Origin of the sequence: Jeotgalibacillus terrae, assembly GCF_016908195.1 — a bacterium.
In the GTDB taxonomy this organism is placed as follows: domain Bacteria; phylum Bacillota; class Bacilli; order Bacillales; family Jeotgalibacillaceae; genus Jeotgalibacillus; species Jeotgalibacillus terrae.
This window is the reverse complement of sequence record NZ_JAFBDK010000019.1, coordinates 1-21737: the sequence shown is the minus strand read 5'-3', so window position 1 is coordinate 21737 and position 21737 is coordinate 1. Positions and strand designations below refer to the sequence as shown.

At 43.3% G+C, this 21737-nt stretch carries 19 protein-coding genes and 1 tRNA gene; 14 read left to right on the top strand and 6 right to left on the bottom strand.

Going from position 1 to position 21737, the window contains the following annotated elements:
- Nucleotides 1–52: 52 nt before the first annotated feature.
- Both JOD21_RS15695 and JOD21_RS15690 read left to right on the top strand, forming a co-directional pair.
- Entirely contained in the window at nucleotides 53–757 is a 705-nt protein-coding gene (locus JOD21_RS15695) for a peptidylprolyl isomerase (protein WP_204730571.1), read from the top strand.
- An 80-nt stretch (nucleotides 758–837) separates the two neighbouring features.
- Nucleotides 838–1044, top strand: coding sequence for a hypothetical protein (locus JOD21_RS15690; RefSeq protein WP_338032913.1), 207 nt, complete (start codon nucleotides 838–840; stop codon nucleotides 1042–1044).
- A gap of 204 nt (nucleotides 1045–1248) precedes the next feature.
- Here JOD21_RS15690 and JOD21_RS15685 read toward each other — a convergent pair whose 3' ends face one another.
- Entirely contained in the window at nucleotides 1249–2403 is a 1155-nt protein-coding gene (locus JOD21_RS15685; RefSeq protein WP_204730533.1) for a MalY/PatB family protein, read from the bottom strand.
- A gap of 77 nt (nucleotides 2404–2480) precedes the next feature.
- Here JOD21_RS15685 and JOD21_RS15680 point away from each other — a divergent pair, with 77 nt between their 5' ends.
- On the top strand, nucleotides 2481–2741 hold the full coding sequence (locus tag JOD21_RS15680) for a DUF1871 family protein (protein ID WP_204730532.1): 261 nt from the start codon (nucleotides 2481–2483) through the stop codon (nucleotides 2739–2741).
- Between the two features lie 48 nt (nucleotides 2742–2789).
- Here JOD21_RS15680 and JOD21_RS15675 read toward each other — a convergent pair whose 3' ends face one another.
- Nucleotides 2790–4130 (bottom strand): sodium-dependent transporter, encoded by a 1341-nt coding sequence (locus JOD21_RS15675; RefSeq protein WP_204730531.1) that lies wholly within the window; start codon nucleotides 4128–4130, stop codon nucleotides 2790–2792.
- A 159-nt stretch (nucleotides 4131–4289) separates the two neighbouring features.
- On the opposite strand from JOD21_RS15675, the gene JOD21_RS15670 reads away from it, so the two are divergent.
- From JOD21_RS15670 to yugI, 3 genes are all read left to right on the top strand, one after another.
- Nucleotides 4290–6380: a hypothetical protein gene (locus tag JOD21_RS15670; protein WP_204730530.1), complete on the top strand. Its 2091-nt coding sequence runs from the start codon at nucleotides 4290–4292 to the stop codon at nucleotides 6378–6380.
- Nucleotides 6380–8326, top strand: a complete 1947-nt coding sequence (locus JOD21_RS15665; protein ID WP_204730529.1) for a hypothetical protein — start codon at nucleotides 6380–6382, stop codon at nucleotides 8324–8326. Before JOD21_RS15670 ends, JOD21_RS15665 begins: the two co-directional genes overlap by 1 nt.
- Nucleotides 8327–8402: 76 nt before the next feature.
- Complete coding sequence (gene yugI, locus JOD21_RS15660) at nucleotides 8403–8783, top strand: S1 domain-containing post-transcriptional regulator GSP13 (protein WP_039810634.1); 381 nt, start codon at nucleotides 8403–8405, stop codon at nucleotides 8781–8783.
- A 267-nt stretch (nucleotides 8784–9050) separates the two neighbouring features.
- On the opposite strand, the gene JOD21_RS15655 is transcribed toward yugI, so the two are convergent.
- Complete coding sequence (locus JOD21_RS15655) at nucleotides 9051–10373, bottom strand: AAA-type ATPase lid domain-containing protein (protein ID WP_204730528.1); 1323 nt, start codon at nucleotides 10371–10373, stop codon at nucleotides 9051–9053.
- A gap of 187 nt (nucleotides 10374–10560) precedes the next feature.
- Here JOD21_RS15655 and pruA point away from each other — a divergent pair, with 187 nt between their 5' ends.
- The 3 genes from pruA (at nucleotide 10561) to JOD21_RS15640 (ending at nucleotide 15110) form a co-directional block, all read left to right on the top strand.
- Complete coding sequence (gene pruA, locus JOD21_RS15650) at nucleotides 10561–12108, top strand: L-glutamate gamma-semialdehyde dehydrogenase (RefSeq protein ID WP_204730569.1); 1548 nt, start codon at nucleotides 10561–10563, stop codon at nucleotides 12106–12108.
- A 291-nt stretch (nucleotides 12109–12399) separates the two neighbouring features.
- On the top strand, nucleotides 12400–13590 hold the full coding sequence (locus JOD21_RS15645) for an ornithine--oxo-acid transaminase (protein ID WP_204730527.1): 1191 nt from the start codon (nucleotides 12400–12402) through the stop codon (nucleotides 13588–13590).
- A 275-nt stretch (nucleotides 13591–13865) separates the two neighbouring features.
- The gene (locus JOD21_RS15640; protein WP_204730526.1) at nucleotides 13866–15110 is read left to right on the top strand and encodes a Glu/Leu/Phe/Val family dehydrogenase; all 1245 of its coding nucleotides are present in this window, start codon (nucleotides 13866–13868) and stop codon (nucleotides 15108–15110) included.
- A gap of 53 nt (nucleotides 15111–15163) precedes the next feature.
- On the opposite strand, the gene JOD21_RS15635 is transcribed toward JOD21_RS15640, so the two are convergent.
- Nucleotides 15164–15397 carry a DUF378 domain-containing protein gene (locus JOD21_RS15635; protein WP_204730525.1) on the bottom strand — a complete coding sequence of 78 codons (234 nt, stop codon included), beginning with the start codon at nucleotides 15395–15397 and terminating at the stop codon, nucleotides 15164–15166.
- Nucleotides 15398–15538: 141 nt separating this feature from the next.
- On the opposite strand from JOD21_RS15635, the gene JOD21_RS15630 reads away from it, so the two are divergent.
- From JOD21_RS15630 to JOD21_RS15620, 3 genes are all read left to right on the top strand, one after another.
- Nucleotides 15539–16702 (top strand): iron-containing alcohol dehydrogenase, encoded by a 1164-nt coding sequence (locus JOD21_RS15630; protein ID WP_204730524.1) that lies wholly within the window; start codon nucleotides 15539–15541, stop codon nucleotides 16700–16702.
- A 236-nt stretch (nucleotides 16703–16938) separates the two neighbouring features.
- Nucleotides 16939–18288: a glucose-6-phosphate isomerase gene (locus JOD21_RS15625; RefSeq protein WP_041122998.1), complete on the top strand. Its 1350-nt coding sequence runs from the start codon at nucleotides 16939–16941 to the stop codon at nucleotides 18286–18288.
- Between the two features lie 91 nt (nucleotides 18289–18379).
- A complete protein-coding gene (locus tag JOD21_RS15620) occupies nucleotides 18380–18796 on the top strand; it encodes a YugN family protein (protein WP_041122997.1) in 417 nt (138 codons plus the stop codon).
- Here JOD21_RS15620 and JOD21_RS15615 read toward each other — a convergent pair.
- Nucleotides 18774–19514: an ion channel gene (locus tag JOD21_RS15615; RefSeq protein ID WP_052474153.1), complete on the bottom strand. Its 741-nt coding sequence runs from the start codon at nucleotides 19512–19514 to the stop codon at nucleotides 18774–18776. The two genes, JOD21_RS15620 and JOD21_RS15615, sit on opposite strands and share 23 nt — an antisense overlap.
- A gap of 97 nt (nucleotides 19515–19611) precedes the next feature.
- Between JOD21_RS15615 and JOD21_RS15610 the strand changes: the two genes are divergently transcribed.
- A tRNA-Ala gene (locus tag JOD21_RS15610) sits at nucleotides 19612–19683 on the top strand.
- A gap of 59 nt (nucleotides 19684–19742) precedes the next feature.
- Here the strand turns inward: JOD21_RS15610 and JOD21_RS15605 are convergent.
- Nucleotides 19743–20429, bottom strand: a complete 687-nt coding sequence (locus JOD21_RS15605) for an MgtC/SapB family protein (protein ID WP_204730523.1) — start codon at nucleotides 20427–20429, stop codon at nucleotides 19743–19745.
- A 94-nt stretch (nucleotides 20430–20523) separates the two neighbouring features.
- Between JOD21_RS15605 and JOD21_RS15600 the strand changes: the two genes are divergently transcribed.
- Nucleotides 20524–21408 carry a DMT family transporter gene (locus tag JOD21_RS15600; protein ID WP_204730522.1) on the top strand — a complete coding sequence of 295 codons (885 nt, stop codon included), beginning with the start codon at nucleotides 20524–20526 and terminating at the stop codon, nucleotides 21406–21408.
- The last annotated feature ends 329 nt before the right edge of the window (nucleotides 21409–21737 follow it).

The following is a 21737-nucleotide window of genomic DNA, read 5'->3' as shown; positions in this document are numbered from 1 at the left end:
GATGATTTTTTCTTTTCATTAGACTAAAGTATTAGGTGGAGGCGATGATTTGATGAAATTAAAAGCACTTTTACTATTATCTTTTACACTGATACTCTCTGCTTGCAATTCAGCTGAGGAAGAAGACGTGCAGGAAAATGCTGCCGCAGAACCTGAATATACGGTTGTTGAAGGGTATCCGCAAACAGATCCGGAGGCTGCTGACAACGAGCCGGTTGCAACGATGGAAACATCTGAAGGAACGATTACACTTAAATTATTCCCTGACCAGGCACCTAAGGCGGTTGAGAATTTTATCACTCACGCGGAAGATGGTTATTATGATGGGCTGACTTTTCACCGCGTAATTGAAGACTTCATGATTCAGGGCGGTGACCCTGAAGGAACAGGTGCAGGTGGGGAAAGTATATACGGTGAACCGTTTGAAGATGAATTTGATCCTTCTCTGATTAATATGAGAGGCGCGCTGTCAATGGCGAACTCTGGTCCAAATACAAATGGAAGCCAATTCTTCATTGTACAGGCAGATACAGTTCCGGAAGATATGATTACTCAGATGGAGGAAGCAGGTTTTCCTGAACAGACAATCGAGATCTATAAGGAACGCGGAGGAACACCTTGGCTTGATAATGCCCATACCGTATTTGGACAGGTTATTGAAGGTATGGACGTTGTAGATGCAATTGCCACAGCAGAGGCGGTAAATGACCAGCCGGAAGAAGAAATCGTGATTGAATCAATCACAATCGAAGAATAGCGTACACGAATTGTTCACGTGAAGTCTACATGAGCGACTGTTATAATTGAGACATCTAACAGATGTAAGGAGGTCCTCAGGTGGTTATTGAATGGTTGACCTTACAACTTTTCCTATACTTCCCGGAAGATAAATCCGAGTATTTACCAGCCGGATTATGGCTGCTGCTGTTTGTTTTATTCACTTATTTTACTTATAAATGGATCGTGCGTGTATCAAAACGTCAGGCGGAGGAAACGAAAAAGCTTGAGGAAGAGATACTGAATCGTAAGGATACGCATTCCTGATTAAAAAAACCGGAACACAGCACGTTTGCTGCGTTCCGGCTTTTTTGTGTGTCGGGTGGGTGGGGACGTGACCTTCGCTGGGCGGGATACGACCTTCGGAGGCGGCGATCCGACCTTGGCCGCTCACAATACGACCTTCACCAGCTGTGATACGACCTTCACCAGCCAAAATAAGACCTTCACTGTCCCGCACCTAACCACCACCTACTCAAACGCTTTTTTCAAACGCGCCATTCCTTCTTCAACCATCGAACGAGGTGAGGCGATATTCATACGGATAAAGCCTTCTCCGCCTTTACCATATTTTTCACCTGTATCCACACCGAGCTTCGCTTTCTGATAAAGGGCTTCTTTCATTTCATCTTCGCTCAGTCCCTTTTCACTGGCATCGAACCATAGAAGATAAGTGCTGTCAGGTTCCATCAGGTAAAGGCCATCAATGTCCTCAATTCCTCTACGGACGATCTCAAGGTTGCCTTCAAGATAGTCGATCAGCTGTTCAAGCCACTCTTCACCGTCAGAATAAGCGGCTTCCATTGCTGTGATACCAAACGTTGACAGCGTAAAGAAACCCTGTTTCCCCTGATCCTCCTGCAGCTTTTTACGCACTTCTTCATCAGAAGCGATAATCGCTGAAGCCTGCATTCCTGCGAGGTTAAATGTTTTGGACGGTGCTACAAAAGTGATGATGTGCGGTGCGTTGTCACCAGCTAATGCAGCAGGTACGTGTTTTGCATGGCGGTACACAAGGTCAGAGTGGATCTCATCCGATACAAGATATACACCCTCCTGATTACACAAATCAGAGATCTTTTTCAGCTCATCTTCAGTCCAGATTCTGCCTGAAGGGTTATGAGGGCTGCAGAGCAGAAACATCTTAACGTGCTTAAGCTTTTCCGATAAATCATCCCAGTCGATTTCATAGCGGTTATTTTTCTCAATCAGCTGTGTCAGAACGAGCTCGCGTTCATTTTGTTCGACCATGCTGAAAAATGGGGGATAGGCTGGTGTCATTGTCAGCACCTGATCCCCTTTTTCAGTGAGTGCACGGACTGCTGTAGCGATGGATGGTACAACTCCTGGTGAATACATATACCAGGCAGCGCTGGTCTTCCAGCCATGTCTTTTTTCAAGCCAGCGGGAGATAATCTTCGCAGTTTCCGGCGGTACAAATGTATAACCGAATGGCGGTTCCTGAAGACGTTTTTTCATTGACTGTAAAACGGCATCCGGTGGAAGGAAGTCCATATCTGCGACCCACATCGGAAGCAGATCGTCAGTTCCAAACACATCCTTCATCATATCCCACTTCACTGAGTACGTTCCTTTACGTTTTAATTCCTGATCAAATATACTCATCAGAAACACATCCTTTCTATTTCTCAATACTATGGTATGATAGATTCAGCATTTTTCAAAACAATTAGGTGGGGCAAATGGATATTCGTGAAATGAATTTAAAACTTGTGATGATCCTGCAGGAGTGGGATCCTTTTAATATTGGGGAAGAAGGATATGACGGGGAGATTGAAGTAGTTATAAAATCCGTTCATGATCTGCATCACCCGAGTGACCTGGCGAAGAAGATCCAGGCGATCTATGAGGAATCATTTGACCAATGGATTCCAATACAGGAATGCACAAAAGTTTCTTATAAATTGCTGGCAGTCAAGATGGACGCAACCAGCCAGACATAACAAAACCCCCATCACCCGGTCAATCGGGTGATGGGGGTTTTTCTGAAGTTAAATAATCTCCAGTGATTGTAAAAAGATTGCGATGATCGCAATGGGTGCAAGTATTTTTATCAGGAAATACCATACGTGCATCCATTTCGCCGGACCATTTGCACCTTTTTCTAGCTCTCCGAATACATCCTCTTTTTTCAGACGGAAGCCCACAAACAGGCTGATTAATAATGCGCCAAGCGGCAGACCGAAGTTATTGGCGATATAATCTGCGAAATCAAATATCAACATGCCGTTAATCGTAACGTCTGTCAGCACTCCAAAGGACAACGCACTCGGAAGACCGATGATAAAAATTAATACCCCGGCAATCCATGCGTACTTTTTACGTGCTTCAGGACGCCCTTTGGAAAATGATGCTGTAACGATTTCAAGAATAGAAAATGCCGATGTCAGTGTTGCGAATAACAGCAGCACCAGGAATACGAACATAAACAGTCCGCCAAATGCCAGCTCATTGAACACCGCAGGCAGCACCACAAATACAAGTCCAGGTCCTTCTCCAGGCTCAAATCCAAAAGCGAATACTGCCGGGAAGATAACGATTCCCGCAAGAAGTGAGATGACGATATTCAGCACTGCCACTGACCCCATGGATCGTCCAAGGTTCTCATCATCCTTCAGATAAGATGCGTAAGTAACCATCACTGAAACACCAACGCTTAAGGCAAAGAATGACTGACCAAGTGCCAGCAGCATCGTTTCACTTGTCATATAGCTCCAGTCAGGAATAAATAAATATTCAAGTCCTTCTGAAGCTCCATCAAGTGTCAGGGATCTGATCGCAAGAATAACAAACATAACAAGCAGCGCAGGCATCATAATCTTACTTGCGCGCTCGATTCCATTTTGAATTCCAGTCTGTACAACAAGAATCGTCAGGATCATAAAGATCCCCTGTGCCACAAGTACTTCAACAGGGTTTGAAATAATTGTCTCAAACAGCCCGCCATACTCTTCCTGAGATAATCCGGTCAGGTTACCGGTCACGCTCCGGTACAGATAAGATAATATCCATCCGCCCGCCACGCTGTAGAATGAAAGAATAATAATAGCGACAATTGTACCCAGATATCCGACAAACGGCCATGCGCTTGAAGGGGCAAGCTTGCGATAAGTAGAAATCGCATCAGATTTTCCCCGTCTGCCGATCACAAACTCAGCAAGCAGAATCGGACCTGCAATTAATACTGTAAACAATATAAAAAACAGCAGAAATATACTTCCACCATTAGAGCCCGCCATGTATGGGAACTTCCAGATCGCCCCAAGACCAATTGCTGAACCGGCAGCTGCCAGTATAAACCCGATCTTTGACGACCATTGCTGTGACTTCATGCGTTTCACCTCTTCTTTTTGATTTGTTAATGCTACTACATCCTGAGAGGAGTGAAAAGTCTTTTTAAAAAGATTTATTAAAAATGTTCAGTGAATTCCATTAATTGGACCAAATGCCTCATGAAAAACGGTATAATGGTAAGAAATAGGGGTGAAATCATGCAATTTTCTATAGAAGAACCTTACTGGAAAAATAAAGCGGAACAGCTCATGATACAGCTCGGTTTTTCTGAGTCTGAGCGTGAGAGGGTCAGCGGTAAACTATTTACAGACCAGCCTGAAAGTGAATCTGACTGTATGCAGATCATTTTAAATGAGGCATCACATATACAGCCTGAAATTGAAACGATCTCTCCACATGCAGATGATCAGGAAATTCATGAAGCTTTGCAGGAGCTGCCTTTTGCGCAGAAATCAGCAGTGGTGCTGACTGTTTTTCATCCGTCAGCTCAGCTTCAGAAAATGATTAGTGCAGACGATTATCAAGAAGGTTTGTCGAGACTGTCTGGTCATCTTGATACAGATCAGTCACAAACAGAGAAGCTTCTCAGGTTTTTAAAACCCACTTACGATCATATAGAAATGCCTGAGGCCAGAGAATCACTGAATCAGGAGGAAGAGACTCCTGAGCCTTTGCCAACAAAGAAGCAAAAAGCTGTGAAGCCGATTGCTTCAGCAGTACTGGTGATCGGGCTGCTTTCGGGCGCGATGTTTCTGCTCGGGGATCCGCCTGTTGCTGATGATGGACAAGGTGCGCAGGAGGCGGAAGAAGATGATGAGCCCGAAAATGAGAAGGCTTTTACGGATGAAGAAATTGAAGATCTCGAAGCATCTTTGAATGAAAAAAAAGAACAGTTAGCTGAGACGCTTGGTCTGAAAGTAGATGATTTGAATTTTCTTGCAGTCATCCAGCAGGCTGACTCGCATTTTAAATATATTAAAGGAATGATGAAGCAGGATGTGGGAACTGCAGGTCCGGGTATTGAAGATATGAAGCAATATACCGGTTATCTGCTTGACAGTCTGAACCCGCCATTAACTGTCCTGCGTAACAGCTATGAACAGTCAGAAGAAATGTATCCTGATAATGAAAATGAGCTGTTGAAAAGTGACATGGCAGTTTCCATGTTCATGGATACGGCGAATGATTTTACGCTGGCTTATGAATTAAAGCTGGAAGAACTCATCCGTGAAAACAACTATTCTGAAGCCGATTTAAGACAAAACAATAGTGAGTTATTTGAGAAAATTTCATCAAATGGAATGGAAGTGAAGGTTAATCAGTCGGGCGAACAATTGGATACAACTGTGTATTATGGTGGACCTGAACTGAAAGCGCAGACTGATTATCTGCACCCTGAATATCAGCAGTTTATCTCTTCACTTCACGAGATTGGATTGAGAATGTACGTGAATCGTGAAGAATATAAGGATTCATTAACTGAGATGGCAGATCAGCTGTTGAACATTGAAAAGCTGATGATGAATTTTTTCAGCTTGCAGGACTCATTGAATGAAGATGAAGGTATGGAGACATATCAGTTCGGTCATGAACTTCAGGTGCCTCGTCGCATAAACTATCAGTACACAGACTTGATGAAATCTATTATTTCTGATCATTCGATGTCAGTCGGAGCAGGCATTGATATATCCGACAATTATCGTGACGTCTGGCAATATATTTTAAATAACGAAAAATTTAATGATTCTAACATCAAAAAAGTAGTGTCACTGAATCAGTGGATCGCAGAGAAGAATCAATATGAAAGGATAGCAGGTTTTGGAGATGTCTCTATTTCTCTTTTTAGAGATTATATTGACCCTTTAAGTAATTTTAATCATTCATCTGCATCTGTGAGTACACCACTCAGCGGTTACATGGAAGAAATTTATCAAATCTATGCTACTGAAGGTTATGAGCGTATTGATTTTATTAATCCTCAAATATTAATTGTGTTTTACCTGAATGCACTTGAAACAGGGGATTATGAAACTGCGTACTCGCTTTTAGGAGGAGAAAACCTTCCTGATTATGAGTCTTTTGTGCAGGCTGCGAGTCAGTATGAATACGAATTTGGGTACATCAATGATGTGGTGCCGGTATCTTCATCAAATGATGGAATGGTATTCACCTTTAATCAGAGCAGAAACTCAGTTAATTTTACAATCACTGAATCTGAGGACTGGTACCATATCAGATACAATTCAGCAGATATATTTGAAGCGTTGGCAAGTGAGGTGGGAGGCTGATGCTGCAGTCTGAAAAAAGCCTGAATGATTTTTTATTTGCTGCAGGACTCCCATTAACGATACGTGCTGATGTGATCCGTGAAGCGATGAAGAAGACCGCAGGCAAGAGACTCTCCCTGATTATTGAAAAGGGGGAGTCAGTTCCCACGTTAAAGACGTCAGACACTTTCAAACACAGCGAGGATGAAGAGGTCTGGTTTGAAGTCACTCAATTGGACATGCGTGACCGTGTCTCTGTTTTGCTGCCTTATTTTGATGAAGCGGCTGAATTTGATAAAGAGGCCTTTATCAGACTGAAAGAACGGATGGAAAACAGATTCGGTTACAGAATCAGCGATGAACAGCTTGACCAGCTGATGAAAATGATGACGGATGCAGTAAAGGAGCGGCCCGCTGAAATACTGCCGGACGCTCCTTCTGTTATTTCGGGAACTGTTGAATCCGCTGACAGTAAGCCTTTGCGTCTTAATTGGCCGGTCATGACAGTAGCAGGCGCTGCAATCATTGCAGTCATATTTTTATTACTTCAGGACCCTAATAGCAATGATGGTGCAGGAGAGACAACGTTTGCGCCGGATCAATCTGAAACGCTTGAAGAGGCAGAGCAGGACATGACTGCTGCTGTAAAAGATGTAACCGACTTTCTCTCTGAACAAACCGGGCTGAATAAAGAAGAACTTGAGGAGCTCGAGTATGTTGAACTCCTAATTGCACGCATGGAAAGTGCAATGGAACTCGGAGCCATTGCAGATAATGAAGAAACGGTCAGAGATGCCATTTCTATGATGAGAAACGTTGAGCGCCTAGCAGCAAATGAGATGATCACACCGATCAATAAGCTTGCGAGCGATGCCCAGCAGGTTTCCACACGTACATCATACGGTATCCTGCAGGCTAATGATGCTCTTCTTTCCCGGTTTACATCCAACTCTTTCGGTATGATCGATGTGTATCAGGATGCTCTTGGGAAATACGAGTCTGAATTAAATGGACTCGACACCGACATTGCGCGGTTTCAATTTTCGGATGAAGCACAGGCACTGCTTGATAAAATTAAGGAAAATGGGTTTGAAGTGACCATTCGTTCAGAACAGCAGTCCTTTGATGTGAATTACAGTGAGGAACGGATTGACCGGGCAATCGATGGTCTCTTAACTGATGAGTACGCCAGAATGATTAGAGAAAAAAAGTATTTTCCTTACGTAACTGAAGACAGAGAAACGGAGTACAGTTATGCACAGCAGTCTATCAAACTGCTGACATCTGAAGAAATACTCAGCCGTATGGCAGGAGATGAGGGGCTGACCAGTCAGATGCTGATCGAGCATTCCAGACTTTTTCAATCATTCCTGCTTGATGTTACAGATGAATCACAAAGGGTTCGTCCCGAGGTGCTTGAAGCCTGGGAAGGATTGATTACTGAGGAAAATGTGCAAAAGTATTCAACTGCGCGGTATATACGTGAGATTTACAACGCCCTTAGTGAAACTGATTACATGATGACTGATGCAGTCCGGGAAATCCGTGATAAATACACACTGGTTCCGGTGCTTTACCGCATCAGATATGATGACGCCTATTTCCCTTTGAGTGAAAATCTTCAGGAAAAATATAATATGCTTAATACATTCCAAAACATCACTGATATAAGCTACTTTTTACCAAAAGAGACAGTGTTGATTTACCTTAATGCAATATCTTTAAATAACCCTGAAGTGGCTGAGGTTATATCGGTACCCGGTACATTTGTAAATGACGATCAATTAAACTGGTCGGATCGTGACATTCTGGTAAACCGTATTACCTCTATCAAAACAGAATTTGCAGATGGAAAAGCAATTGTGACTTTATCAGGGGAGGAATACGAGGAGAAAGAGGTTAGGTTACAGGAAATAAATGGTGTCTGGATGGTTGAATTCGACGCTGACCATCTCAGCTGGTTTTGATTTTGTCGAAGACTTGTGATATAATCAATAATTGCGTGAAAACGATAAAAAATAATTGGTTATAGGAGAGATTTCCATGTCTACAAAATTCGAAGCAGGACAAGAACTAAAAGGTAAAGTTACAGGGATTCAGCCATACGGTGCATTCGTTGCACTTGATGAAAATACACAAGGTCTAGTACACATTTCAGAAGTAACTCACGGTTTCGTTAACGATATTAACGATCACCTTTCAGTAGGTCAGGAAGTTAACGTAAAAGTTCTTTCTGTTGATGAAAATGCTGGTAAATACAGCCTTTCAATCCGTGCAACTGAAGAAGCACCTGAAAAGCCACAGCGCAAAGAGCGCCGTGCTCAGCCTTCTAAGTCTGTATCACACACTGAAGATACTACAGGTTTCAACAGCCTGAAGGACAAGCTTCAGGAGTGGATCGACCAGTCTGATATGAAGCGATAATATAGATATGAAAGCCTCATGCGGTTTGCCGCATGAGGCTTTTTTGGTGTGTGGCTGGCTGGGACGTGGAGAGGTGGCTGGAATTCTATCACCTTTCTTGATAAATATATCATCTTTGAAAGTTATACCATCATCTTTTGGCGTAATTCAACATCCGGCGCTGCGAGCGGTGGTAATTCTATCACCAATGCCGGTTATTCGATCAGCAATTCATTTATTCCATCACCTTTACCAATGATTCGCCGGGCTACACCACATCGCTTAACCCTACCCTTTCACCTTCAACCCATGCTTCTTCATTCGGTACTGCAGATTCTGCCTGCTCATCCCGAGCGCATCGGCAGTTTTCGTAATATTGAATTCATGGTACTGAAGAGACTTCTGAATATAATATGATTCCGCTTCATGTAAAAAACTGTCGAGTGTTTGCGAAGCTTTTCCTTCCTTCACCATAAAAGCTGACCCATCCAGTGCAGGCATACTGCTTGCCGGATCATCAAATTTTAATCTGAAATAATGGGGCAGGTGAGAATAGGAAACCTGGTCTTCACTGCCAAGTGCGAGCATTGAAGCTTCCAACACGTGCTCGAGCTCACGTACATTTCCCGGCCAGTCATATTTGTGAAACAGTGTAATGACTTCATCATGTGCTTCTGAGACAGCAGTTTGAAACCGGTTGTTAAATTCCCCGATAAAATATTGAACGAGTTCGCTGATATCTTCTTTACGTTCTCGAAGTGCGGGAACAAAAACTGTTCTTTCGCTCATGACATAATACAATTCCTTCAGCAGTCTGCCTGACTGAATTGCATCAATCGGATCCTGACCGATTGTTAAAATAAAATGATTGCGTTCTTCACGGGGACGGTGTTTTTCAGACAGCAGTTTTTTTGCAAGTGTCTGCTGCAGCTCAATCGCCAGGAATTCCGCATGACCCATGAAAAAAGTTTTTTTACTGCTGCTTTGAAGATTTTCAATAAAATGCTCCGAGCGTTCAGCAGAGGCACTTCTGAAATCAATGCCGATAAAACTGCTTTCGTGGAGACCTCTTTCCAGGTGAATACTTTGAGCGAGCAGTTCTTTACCTGTACCTGCCTCGCCGCACAGAAGCAGAAACTCATCACTTGCAGCAGCGCGCTTTCCTTCTGAGATCATCTGCCTGATCAGTGGAGAAGTGCCCGCCCAATGATCAAACGATGACAGCTTTTTATGCGGAGAAATGTCCTGGTCAACAGGCGCTACTTCCCTTGACACTTCAATGGCTCCAAGCACCATATCCTCAACAATAATCGGATACGTATCATTCATCGCAGTAATTTCATGTCCTTTAGCGTTAAAATATGACTGCTGTACATTCAGAATCGGTTCTTTTAATGTAAGTGCCTGAAGCAGTGTACTTTGTTCATCAGGATGGAACTGAAAAACATCGAGCAGCCTTCTATCAAGCAGGTCGATATTATCCATTCCTTCCATCTCACGCATTTTGCGGTTATAAAAAATTGTCCGGCCGTTTTCATCTACAACGTGAATACCCCGGTCAATCATATCAATCATTGCCTGGATAAAGGCTGAATGCTGAATTGAGTGCATTCTTTCCGCTCCTTTCATCCTGCAGTTATCAGGTGATCTGCAAGTTCAATTGGCTTTTTAAATGACAGAAAAGAGAAAATACTTGAAAAATGCAATCATCTTTTGCATTATTATATATGTAAGGGTTTTCTTACTGCAAATATTTTTTGCGTAAGCCCGGAACAATACTTATATAATTAGGAGGTTTATTATGATTCCTTACAAGCATGAGCCATTTACTGATTTTTCGGTAAAAGAAAACAAAAAAGCATTCGAAGACGGTATGAAAACCGTTGAAGGATATTTAGGGCAGGATTACCCGCTGATCATTGACGGACAGCGTGTGGTAACAGAAGATAAAATTGTATCTTATAACCCTGCAAAGAAGGATGAAATTGTAGGCCGTGTATCAAAAGCGAACCAGGAGCTTGCAGAAAAAGCAATGCAGGCTGCAGACGAAGCGTTCAAGACGTGGAGAAAAGTTAAGCCTGAAGTACGTGCTGATATTCTTTTCCGCGCTGCAGCGATCGTCAGACGACGCAAGCACGAGTTCTCTGCACTGCTTGTAAAGGAAGCTGGTAAGCCTTGGAATGAAGCGGATGCTGATACAGCAGAAGCAATAGATTTCATGGAATACTATGGCCGTGAAATGCGTGCGATGAAAGAAGGCAAAAAAGTTGAAAGCCGTCCTGGTGAATTCAACCAGTACCATTACATTCCACTTGGCGTAGGCGTAGTCATCTCACCATGGAACTTCGCATTTGCAATCATGGCAGGAACAGCCGTTGCGGCAATGGTAACAGGAAACACAGTTCTTCTGAAGCCTGCTTCAACAACACCTGTTGTAGCTGCGAAGTTTGTAGAAGTACTTGAAGAAGCCGGTATGCCTAAAGGAGTAGTAAATTATATTCCGGGCAGCGGTAAAGAAGTGGGCGACTACCTTGTAGACCACCCGAGAACACGTTTTATCTCATTCACAGGTTCACGTGATGTAGGTACACGCATCTATGAAAGAGCTGCGAAAGTGCAGGACGGCCAGGTATGGCTGAAGCGTGTCATCGTTGAGATGGGTGGTAAGGATACAATCGTAGTAGACAGTGAAGCTGATCTTGAATTGGCTGCACAGTCAATCGTAAAGTCAGCATTCGGCTTCAGCGGACAGAAATGTTCTGCATGTTCAAGAGCAGTTGTGCTTGAAGATGTATATGATCAGGTTCTTGACCGCGTTGTGGAATTAACAAAAGAATTGTCACTTGGTGAAACAAAATCTCCGGATACTTTCATGGGACCTGTCATTGATCAGGCTGCATTTGATAAGATTATGGGGTATATTGATATTGGTAAAGAAGAAGGCCGTCTGGTTGCAGGTGGAGAAGGCGACAGCAGCAAAGGATTCTTCATTAAGCCGACTGTATTTGCTGACGTGTCTCCGAAAGCACGTATCATGCAGGAAGAAATATTCGGACCAGTTGTAGCAATGACTAAAGCTAAAACTTTTGATGAAGCAATTGACATTGCTAATGACACTGAATACGGTCTGACTGGTGCAGTCATCACGAATAACCGTATGCACCAGGAGCAGGCGCGTGAAGATTTCCACGTTGGAAACCTTTATTTCAACCGTGGATGTACAGGTGCCATTGTAGGCTACCAGCCATTTGGCGGATTCGACATGTCCGGTACAGATTCAAAAGCTGGCGGACCGGATTACCTGACACTGCACATGCAGGCTAAAACAACTTCAGAAATGCTATAAGCTTTACTTTCATAGCTGTATTAAAGATATTTATATTTTTGGTAAGCTGGTGATTGGAGCGGAAGGGAACGACTCCAGCAGGATAAGGTGGACAGGTGAGACCCCGCAAGGCGAAGCCTGAGGAGGCTCACCGCCGCCCCTGCGGAAAGCGTTTCCCTGCAGCGGAAATCAACAGCCAACTTTAATATAGCTAAATCAATAAGCCGGCAGGTAAGAGATTGAACAGATGCGTCTGTAACACGGGCAGTATTTGCCAGTCTCTGCCTGCCTTTTTATTAGGAGGAATTCAAAATGGTTAATTCAACATCAATTATTGAAAAAACAGAGCGCTACGGTGCAAACAACTATCATCCACTGCCAATCGTTATTTCAGAAGCAGAAGGCGTATGGGTAAAGGATCCGGAAGGCAACAAATATATGGATATGCTGAGTGCATACTCAGCAGTCAACCAGGGACACCGTCACCCGAAAATCATTCAGGCGCTCAAAGATCAGGCAGACCGTGTAACGCTGACTTCACGTGCTTTCCACAATGATCAGCTTGCACCCTGGTATGAACTGATCTGTGAATTATCAGGAAAAGAAATGGCACTGCCTATGAACACAGGTGCTGAAGCCGTTGAAACAGCAGTGAAAACAGCAAGAAGATGGGCGTATGAAGTAAAAGGCGTTGAAAAGGATCAGGCTGAAATCATTGCGTGTCACGGGAACTTCCACGGCCGGACAATGACAGCAGTCTCCCTTTCATCTGAAGAAGAGTATCAGCGCGGATTTGGCCCGATGCTGCCAGGCATCAAGTTAATCCCTTATGGTGATCTTGAAGCACTTGAACAGGCGATTTCAAAAAATACTGCTGCCTTTTTAATTGAACCGATTCAGGGTGAAGCGGGCATCGTATTCCCTCCGAAAGGATTCCTGAAAGCTGCAAAAGAACTTTGTGAAAAACATAATGTACTTTTCATTGCTGATGAAATTCAGGCAGGCCTTTGCCGCTCAGGAAAAATGTTTGCATGTGAATGGGAAAATGTAAATCCTGACATGTACATTTTAGGTAAAGCACTTGGAGGCGGCGTATTCCCGATCTCCTGTGTGGTAGCTGATAAAGATGTGCTTGGGGTGTTTAACCCGGGTTCACACGGTTCAACATTTGGCGGGAACCCAATGGCATGTGCCGTTTCGATCGCTTCACTTGAAGTGCTGAAAGATGAAAAGCTGGCTGAACGTTCACTTGAAATGGGCGAGTATTTCATGGATGCACTAAAGAAAATCGATAACCCGATGATTAAGGAAATCCGTGGAAGCGGCTTATTTATCGGAATGGAATTGACTGAGCCTGCAAGGAAGTATTGTGAGGAATTAAAGCATGAAGGATTGCTTTGTAAAGAAACACATGAAACGGTCATCCGTTTCGCTCCGCCGCTTGTCATTTCCAAAGAGGAACTCGACTGGGCAATTGAAAAAATCACCCGAGTTCTTTCTTAAAAGAAAAGCTTAGCAGAAAGCTGCTGCACTATGAGCAGGAAGTCAGCTCAATCACTGCGGTATAGAATGAACCGGTCAGGTGAGACTCCTCAGGCTCTGCCTTGAGGAGTCCCACTACCGACCTGTTTGAAAGCGTTTTCTTAACGTGGTGATCACCGCCTGGCTATAATTGAGACAAAGAAAAGTTTTGTTAACAAAACCATCGTTTTACTATGCTGGTTATGTTACAATAATGCCGATTCATACTATTGAAATAAAAGAGGCGAACAATAATCATGGCAGAAAATTTGAATCTCTTTACGTCTACACAAGAGGTTATTCACGAAGCACTGACAAAAATGGGGTACGATGATGCAGTTTTTGAACTGATGAAAGAACCAATGCGCCTTCTGACTGTGCGCATGCCAGTCCGCATGGATGATGGCAGTACGCGTGTATTCACTGGATACCGTGCACAGCACAACGATTCTGTTGGTCCGACTAAAGGCGGCGTACGTTTCCACCCTGATGTGGATGAAGAAGAAGTAAAGGCACTTTCGATGTGGATGACGCTGAAATGTGGAATTGTTGATCTTCCATACGGCGGCGGTAAAGGCGGAATCATCTGTGATCCCAGAACAATGTCAATGGGAGAGCTTGAGAGATTAAGCCGTGCATATGTACGTGCAATCAGTCAGATTGTAGGACCTACAAAGGATATTCCTGCACCTGATGTATACACAAACTCTCAGATTATGGCGTGGATGATGGATGAGTATAGCCGGATTGATGAATTCAACAACCCTGGTTTTATCACTGGGAAGCCAATCGTACTCGGTGGTTCACAGGGACGTGAAAAAGCAACTGCACAAGGTGTAACAATCTGTATTGACCAGGCCGCAAAAAAACGCGGAATTGATATTAAAGGCGCGCGCGTTGTCGTGCAGGGATTTGGTAATGCAGGAAGCTTCCTGGCAAAATTCATGCATGATGCAGGTGCCAAAGTGATTGCGATTTCCGATGCGCACGGTGCGATCCATGATCCTGATGGACTCGATATCGACTATCTGCTTGACCGCAGAGACAGCTTTGGAACAGTGACAACATTATTTGAAAATACGTTAACGAATGAAGAACTGCTCGAAATTGACTGCGACATTCTTGTTCCGGCAGCAGTTTCTAACCAGATTACTGCTAAAAACGTGGATAACATTAAAGCAACAATTGTTGTTGAAGCTGCAAACGGTCCAACTACGCTTGAAGCAACGAACCGTCTGAACGAGCGTGGCGTTCTGCTTGTTCCGGATGTACTTGCAAGTGCAGGGGGCGTAACTGTGTCCTATTTCGAATGGGTACAGAACAATCAGGGCTACTACTGGACTGAAGAAGAAGTGAATGAAAAGCTTGAAAAGAAGCTTGTTGATGCATTCAATCAGGTTTATGATCTGTCTCAAAGCAGACGCGTGAATATGCGACTGGCTGCTTATATGGTCGGCGTACGTAAATCTGCTGAAGCAAGCCGCTTCAGAGGCTGGGTATAATTAAATGATAAGAAAGGGTTGCCTGAGCGCAGGCAACCCTTTTTTTAGTGGCGTTACACTGGAGCAGGATCTCTTTCTTCACGAACAACAGGTTCCCAGGATTTAAAAAGTAAGCCCAGATTAATCAATCCGGCGATTCCGACAAGTCCATATACAATTCTTGCACCAGTCGACTCAACTCCGCCGAATATTGCAGCTACAGCATCAAACTGAAAAAAGCCTACTAGCCCCCAGTTCAACGCACCTATGACAGTTAATAAGAGCGCAGTTCTCTGAACAGTATGCATCCAATCCCTCCTTTCTGTCAGCATTCCTATATTATTTGCCGTCTGCATGATGACTATTCCGTATAAGCATCTCAATTGCATTCGGCGACATCATGCAAGATAATGAAAAGTGGATTCCATAACCTTAGAGGAGGCATCACAATGGATACATTTACTTTTTATAATCCGGTAAAACTTATTTTCGGAAAAGATCAGACTGAACAATTAAAAGAAGAAATCCCTAAATACGGCAGTAAAGTATTAATGGTATACGGTGGAGGCAGCATTAAAAAGAATGGTCTGTATGATCAGATCACAGGTCTTTTAAAAGAAATCAATGCTGAAGTATTTGAACTTTCAGGTGTAGAGCCGAACCCGAGACTGACAACTGCAGAAAAGGGAATTGAGATCGCGAAGAAAGAAAACGTTGATTTCATTCTTGCTGTAGGCGGCGGAAGTGTGATTGACTGCACAAAGCTGATCGCAGCAGGGGCAAAATATGACGGCGCTGCATGGGACCTTGTCACAAAGAAAGCATTTGCGAGTGAAGCACTTCCATTCGGTACAGTACTGACACTTGCTGCAACAGGCTCTGAAATGAATGCAGGTTCTGTTATTACAAACGAAGAGACACAGGAAAAGTACGGCTGGGGAAGTCCTGCCACATTCCCGCAGTTCTCGATTCTTGATCCTCAAAACACATTTACAGTACCAAAAGATCAGACAATCTATGGTATGGTCGATATGATGAGTCACTTATTTGAGCAGTACTATCACAATGTTTCAAATACACCAGTACAGGACCGCTTAATTGAAAGTGTGCTGCGCACAGTGATTGAAACAGCGCCGAAGCTTGTTAATGACCTTGAAAATTATGAGTTGCGTGAGACAATCCTTTACAGTGGTACACTCGCATTAAATGGTATGCTGCAGATGGGTTACAGAGGCGACTGGGCATCACATAATATTGAGCACGCTGTATCAGCTGTGTATGATATTCCGCATGCCGGCGGTCTGGCCATTCTGTTCCCGAACTGGATGAAGCATAATCTTGAAGTCAACGAAGCACGCTTCGCCCAAATGGCAGTTCGCGTATTTGACGTTGACCCTGAAGGTAAATCTGACCGTGAAATCGGTGAAGAAGGAATTGCACGCCTGCGTGAATTCTGGAATGAGATCGGTGCACCTTCAACACTAGCCGACTACGATATCACTGACGAAAAAGTTGACCTGATGGCTGACAAAGCAATGGTCAACGGTGAATTCGGTAACTTTAAGAAATTAAATAAAGATGATGTAGTGAAGATTCTGACTGCATCACTGTAAAACTGAAATCTGTTTAAAAAGAGTATCATGCTGTACTATGCAGCGTGATACTCCTTTTTTATATGAAAAGTCAGGTTCATTGAAGCGTAAGTCAACCACTTTGCTGTCACTTTCCAAATTTTAAAAGTGAAATAAACTTTTTTCTAAATGAATCCGTTTACAATCAGGACCTTTCTTGATTCTCCTATAGACATCATATAAAGTGAAGAAAGAAAAACTAAGGAGGATAAAACGATATGACTTCAATTCGTTTTGATTATTCAAATGCACTTGAATTTTTCGGTGAACATGAACTGACTTATCTGCAGGGCGCAGTCAAGCAGGCGCATGAATCACTTCACGCGGGAACTGGTGCAGGAAGCGACTTTTTAGGATGGGTAGATCTTCCGGTTAACTACGACAAAGAAGAATTTGCACGCATCCAGCAGTCAGCTGAAAAAATCCGTAAAGATTCTGATGTACTGTTAGTGATTGGGATTGGCGGTTCATACCTTGGGGCACGAGCTGCTCTTGAAATGCTGAACCACAGCTTCTACAATGCGCTATCAAAAGATCAGAGAAAATCACCACAGGTTCTTTTCGTTGGAAATAACATCAGCTCTACATATATGAGAGACCTGATGGACCTTCTTGAAGGAAAAGATTTTTCAATTAACGTGATCTCAAAATCAGGTACGACAACTGAACCGGCGATTGCTTTCCGCGTGTTCAGAAAAATGCTTGAAGAGAAGTACGGTAAAGAGGAAGCGAAATCACGCATTTATGCAACAACAGATAAAGAAAAAGGTGCCCTTAAGACTCTCGCATCTGAAGAAGGTTTCGAAACATTTGTTGTGCCTGATGATGTTGGCGGTCGCTATTCTGTTCTGACAGCGGTAGGCTTATTACCGATTGCCGCTGCTGGTATTGATATTGAAGCGATGATGAAGGGTGCGGCTGATGCGCGTGAAGAATACAGCACACCTGAGCTTTCAGAAAATGGTGCTTATCAATACGCAGCAATCCGTAACGTTCTTTACAATAAAGGGAAAACGATTGAAATGCTGATCAACTATGAGCCGGGCCTTCAGTACTTTAATGAATGGTGGAAGCAGCTGTTCGGGGAAAGTGAAGGGAAGGATTTAAAAGGCATTTTCCCTTCATCCGCAAACTTCTCAACTGATCTGCATTCACTTGGTCAGTATGTTCAGGAAGGCCGACGCGACATTTTCGAAACCGTTGTAAAAGTGAAAAATCCGCGTCATGAGCTGACAATCGAAGAAGCTGACAGTGATCTTGACGGTCTAAACTACCTTGCAGGAGAGACTGTAGACTTTGTTAATAACAAAGCATTTCAAGGAACACTGCTCGCGCACACTGACGGCGGCGTGCCGAACCTGATTCTTGAAATCCCTGCGATGGATGCTTATACATTTGGCTACATGGTTTATTTCTTTGAGAAAGCCTGCGCAGTGAGCGGCTATCTTCTCGGTGTTAACCCATTTGATCAGCCGGGTGTTGAAGCATACAAAGTAAATATGTTTGCATTGCTTGGAAAGCCTGGCTTTGAAGAGAAAAAAGCTGAACTTGAAAAGCGTTTGAAGTAACGCAACAAGACTGTCCTTTATGTAAAAGGGCAGTCTTTTTTACATAGTTCTAAACGCTGCGGATATCCTATATATAAAGGAGTGTGAAGACATGCATACGTTTCAATCCTCTATAGAAGGAATGGAATTTCCGCTTATACTGCTTGAAGACCGCTTAAAAAAAGAGGGGTATGTAATTGGTGGGAACTGGGAATACGATCACGGCAGTTTCGATCTGTTACTTGAACAGCAGGGGGATTATCTGTATTTAAGGCTTCCGTTTGAGGCTGAAGGTGGAGAACTTGATAAAGACGACAGTACGGTTAGAATGCTTCAGCCGTTTCTTTTATCTCATCAGTACGATCCGGATCGTGATCAGGATGCTTCATCCGGTGCAGTTTCAGCTGCGTTTAATCAATTTCAGTCCCCAGAAGATCAGGATGCACCGCTTACGCCTGAGCAAATAGAACATGGTTCAGCTGCACTCGAACGTGCGGAAAAACTGCTCAATCAGGTTTATGCTGACTGAGCAGTGCTTCTCCAATTACCTGCTTTGTCTTGACGATCGCATCTGCGCCTGCAGCTAATGCCTGTTCAGTCAGTTGGTCAGAAATCAATTCTGCTACACATCTGATTGAGGGATTCAGCCTTTTAGCTGTCAGGATTGTTAAGATCGTCTGTGCATCAGCGGCTTCTTCATTTAAGTGCTGATCTGCAGTGATAATCAATTCCTTTGCGTTTTCAACACATGCTTTATGTAAATCGGCAGTGTGATTTGCTGCTCCCTTGATAAAACTCACGTGTTTTTGTTCATACATCGGATGGCTGTTCAGCGTCTGATCAATAATTAAAATATCGTTCTCTAAACGGGATATGAGATAAAATGCCCGGGCATTCCAGCCAACTACGATCACATGATCAACTAACGCAGCCCCTGCGGCTCCTTCCATATAAGCCTGCTGTGATCGGACCGCATAAGCTGCAAACATGAAGAAATAACTGGAAAGAAGACCTGCGCCGATCAATAAAAGCACGGCAGCAAAAAACCTTCCCTGAGAACTTACTGGGACAAGATCGCCGTAACCGAGTGTAGAAATCGTAACAAGAGCCCACCACCAGCCATCTTCAATTGTTTTAAACGTATCAGGTTCAATTAAATGAATGGTGATCCCTCCTGAAAAAACGAGCAGGAAAACAGCCAATATTACGAACAGCCATTTTGGAAGTCTGCTAATATGCTGAATCATCGCACTTCACCTCCACATCAGTATTGCCTTTTTAACAAAAAAATTATTCCCGCGTATCTTGCACGATGTCAATTTAAGGGTATAATAGTTTTTGCGCGGGGCTATAGTTCAGTGGGAGAATGCTTCACTGGCAGTGAAGAGGTCAGGGGTTCGAATCCCCTTAGCTCCATATAAAAAAACCTTGAAGCCATAAAAGCTTCAAGGTTTTTTTACGTCCTATCATCAATCTTATCTTGATTCAATCTCAACACCTTCGACATCATCCATAATTGAAAGAGAGCTGTAGAGTTCAGTTACACTTTGTCTGATTGGGATTGAAGCGGTCAGTTCAACCATGTGCAATCTTTCCTTCGTATCTTTTAATCTCACCTGTTCAATCACAACACCATCAGCTTTCAATTGATCCAGGAGATGTTTACCCTGATCAGCCTTCGTAAGAATCACCTTGATATAGATCTCCTTCTGTCTGAAGTGTGAAGGACCGGTCCACTTTAGAATAAATGGAAGGAGCTCAACACTTACAATAATTAAGATGACACCCATCGTTGCTTCAATATAAAACCCTGCGCCAACTGCGATTCCGACACCTGCAGCGCCCCAGATAATTGCAGCGGTTGTGAGACCCGAGATCGTATCATTTCCTTTGTGGAGGATGACCCCTGCTCCAAGGAAGCCGATTCCGGACACAATCTGAGCAGCAAGTCTGAGCGGATCCATCGTAATATTTACTTCTTCATCACCGCTGAATGAATAGGCTGATTCGATAGACACAATCGTGAGCAGGCAGCTGGCAATTGAAATCACCAGACTGGTTTTAAGACCGACCGGCTTCTTTTTTAATTCCCGTTCAATGCCTATAATGAGCCCGAGCACAGCGGTAATCCCAAGCTTTATTAAGAGCTCTTCATTAATCAACCCCGGCACCCCCTTGAATTATCATTGAAAATCAATCAGAGTAAGGATATGGTAATACTTAATCATATTATACAGCGGTAAAGGGGATTGTACGATGCAATTAGGGGAAAAGCTGGCTCCATTAGCCATTATTATAGGTGTGATTACAGTTTCATTTTCAGCTATTCTCGTAAAACTGTCATCCGGTGAACCCGGAGCCATTGCATTTTACAGAATGTTTTTCAGTGCACTGATCCTACTGCCTTTCTTTCTAAAAAGGCATTATAAAGAAGTTCAACATTTAAAAAGAAAAGAATGGGTTCTTACAATATCAGCCGGAGTACTGTTGGCTCTGCATTTTATTTTATGGTTCGAATCCCTGCAGTATACATCTGTGGCAAGTTCCACTGTTCTGGTCACCATGCAGCCGTTGTTTGCTTTTGTTGGTGCATACTTTTTATTTAAAGAAAGGATTACACCACAGGCAGTGATTTCAGCAATCGTTGCGATATCAGGAAGTGTCCTTATAGGGTTAGGGGATTTACAGGTCAGCGGAATGGCGCTGGTTGGTGATATCCTCGCTTTAATATCATGTGCATTTGTCACGGGTTATCTTTTATTTGGTCAAAGTGTCCGTCAGAATCTCACATTGACTACCTATACCTTTCTCGTATATTCAATAAGTGCAATCGTGTTACTTATCTATGTTCTGATAAAAGGGGAGTCGCTCGGACCATTTGAAATGAATGATTGGGTGATCTTTGTCAGTCTGGCAATTCTGCCTACCCTGTTTGGCCACTCACTTTTTAACTGGGCAGTGAAGTGGGTAAGTACGACAGTGATCTCAATGGCTATCCTGTTTGAACCGGTTGGGGCAGCAGTGTTTGCGTATTTCATACTGGGAGAAGCTTTGAGCGTAACGCAATTAACAGGAGGATCAATCATTCTGCTGAGTCTTGGATTTTTCATACTGACAATTAGGAGAATCAAAGTTTCTTAAAGAAAATCAAAAACTTTTTCAAAAAGGTATTGCACGATATTAAATTCCGTGATATATTATTACCTGTCCTTAAGAGACGCGAGAGACAAACGCACAGCACAACGAAATGATTTTCTTCAGAAAAGTGTTGACTCTTAAAGGTAAAAGAGATATGATGATTAAGTCGCTCGAGTGCGAAACACTCACGACTAAAGAAGTATTTGAACCTTGAAAACTAAACAACCAAACGTCAACGTTTTAAGATTTTACGTCTTTTTCGAACAAAAAAGACAATGAGCTTTTCAAACACTTTACGGAGAGTTTGATCCTGGCTCAGGACGAACGCTGGC

Coding starts and splice junctions, on each gene's coding strand:
- JOD21_RS15695 (WP_204730571.1), top strand. CDS start 53: ATGAAATTAAAAGCACTTTTACTATTATCTTTTACACTGATACTCTCT.
- JOD21_RS15685 (WP_204730533.1), bottom strand. CDS start 2,403: ATGAGTATATTTGATCAGGAATTAAAACGTAAAGGAACGTACTCAGTG.
- JOD21_RS15680 (WP_204730532.1), top strand. CDS start 2,481: ATGGATATTCGTGAAATGAATTTAAAACTTGTGATGATCCTGCAGGAG.
- JOD21_RS15675 (WP_204730531.1), bottom strand. CDS start 4,130: ATGAAGTCACAGCAATGGTCGTCAAAGATCGGGTTTATACTGGCAGCT.
- JOD21_RS15670 (WP_204730530.1), top strand. CDS start 4,290: ATGCAATTTTCTATAGAAGAACCTTACTGGAAAAATAAAGCGGAACAG.
- JOD21_RS15665 (WP_204730529.1), top strand. CDS start 6,380: ATGCTGCAGTCTGAAAAAAGCCTGAATGATTTTTTATTTGCTGCAGGA.
- yugI (WP_039810634.1), top strand. CDS start 8,403: ATGTCTACAAAATTCGAAGCAGGACAAGAACTAAAAGGTAAAGTTACA.
- JOD21_RS15655 (WP_204730528.1), bottom strand. CDS start 10,373: ATGCACTCAATTCAGCATTCAGCCTTTATCCAGGCAATGATTGATATG.
- JOD21_RS15645 (WP_204730527.1), top strand. CDS start 12,400: ATGGTTAATTCAACATCAATTATTGAAAAAACAGAGCGCTACGGTGCA.
- JOD21_RS15640 (WP_204730526.1), top strand. CDS start 13,866: ATGGCAGAAAATTTGAATCTCTTTACGTCTACACAAGAGGTTATTCAC.
- JOD21_RS15635 (WP_204730525.1), bottom strand. CDS start 15,397: ATGCATACTGTTCAGAGAACTGCGCTCTTATTAACTGTCATAGGTGCG.
- JOD21_RS15630 (WP_204730524.1), top strand. CDS start 15,539: ATGGATACATTTACTTTTTATAATCCGGTAAAACTTATTTTCGGAAAA.
- JOD21_RS15625 (WP_041122998.1), top strand. CDS start 16,939: ATGACTTCAATTCGTTTTGATTATTCAAATGCACTTGAATTTTTCGGT.
- JOD21_RS15620 (WP_041122997.1), top strand. CDS start 18,380: ATGCATACGTTTCAATCCTCTATAGAAGGAATGGAATTTCCGCTTATA.
- JOD21_RS15615 (WP_052474153.1), bottom strand. CDS start 19,514: ATGATTCAGCATATTAGCAGACTTCCAAAATGGCTGTTCGTAATATTG.
- JOD21_RS15600 (WP_204730522.1), top strand. CDS start 20,524: ATGCAATTAGGGGAAAAGCTGGCTCCATTAGCCATTATTATAGGTGTG.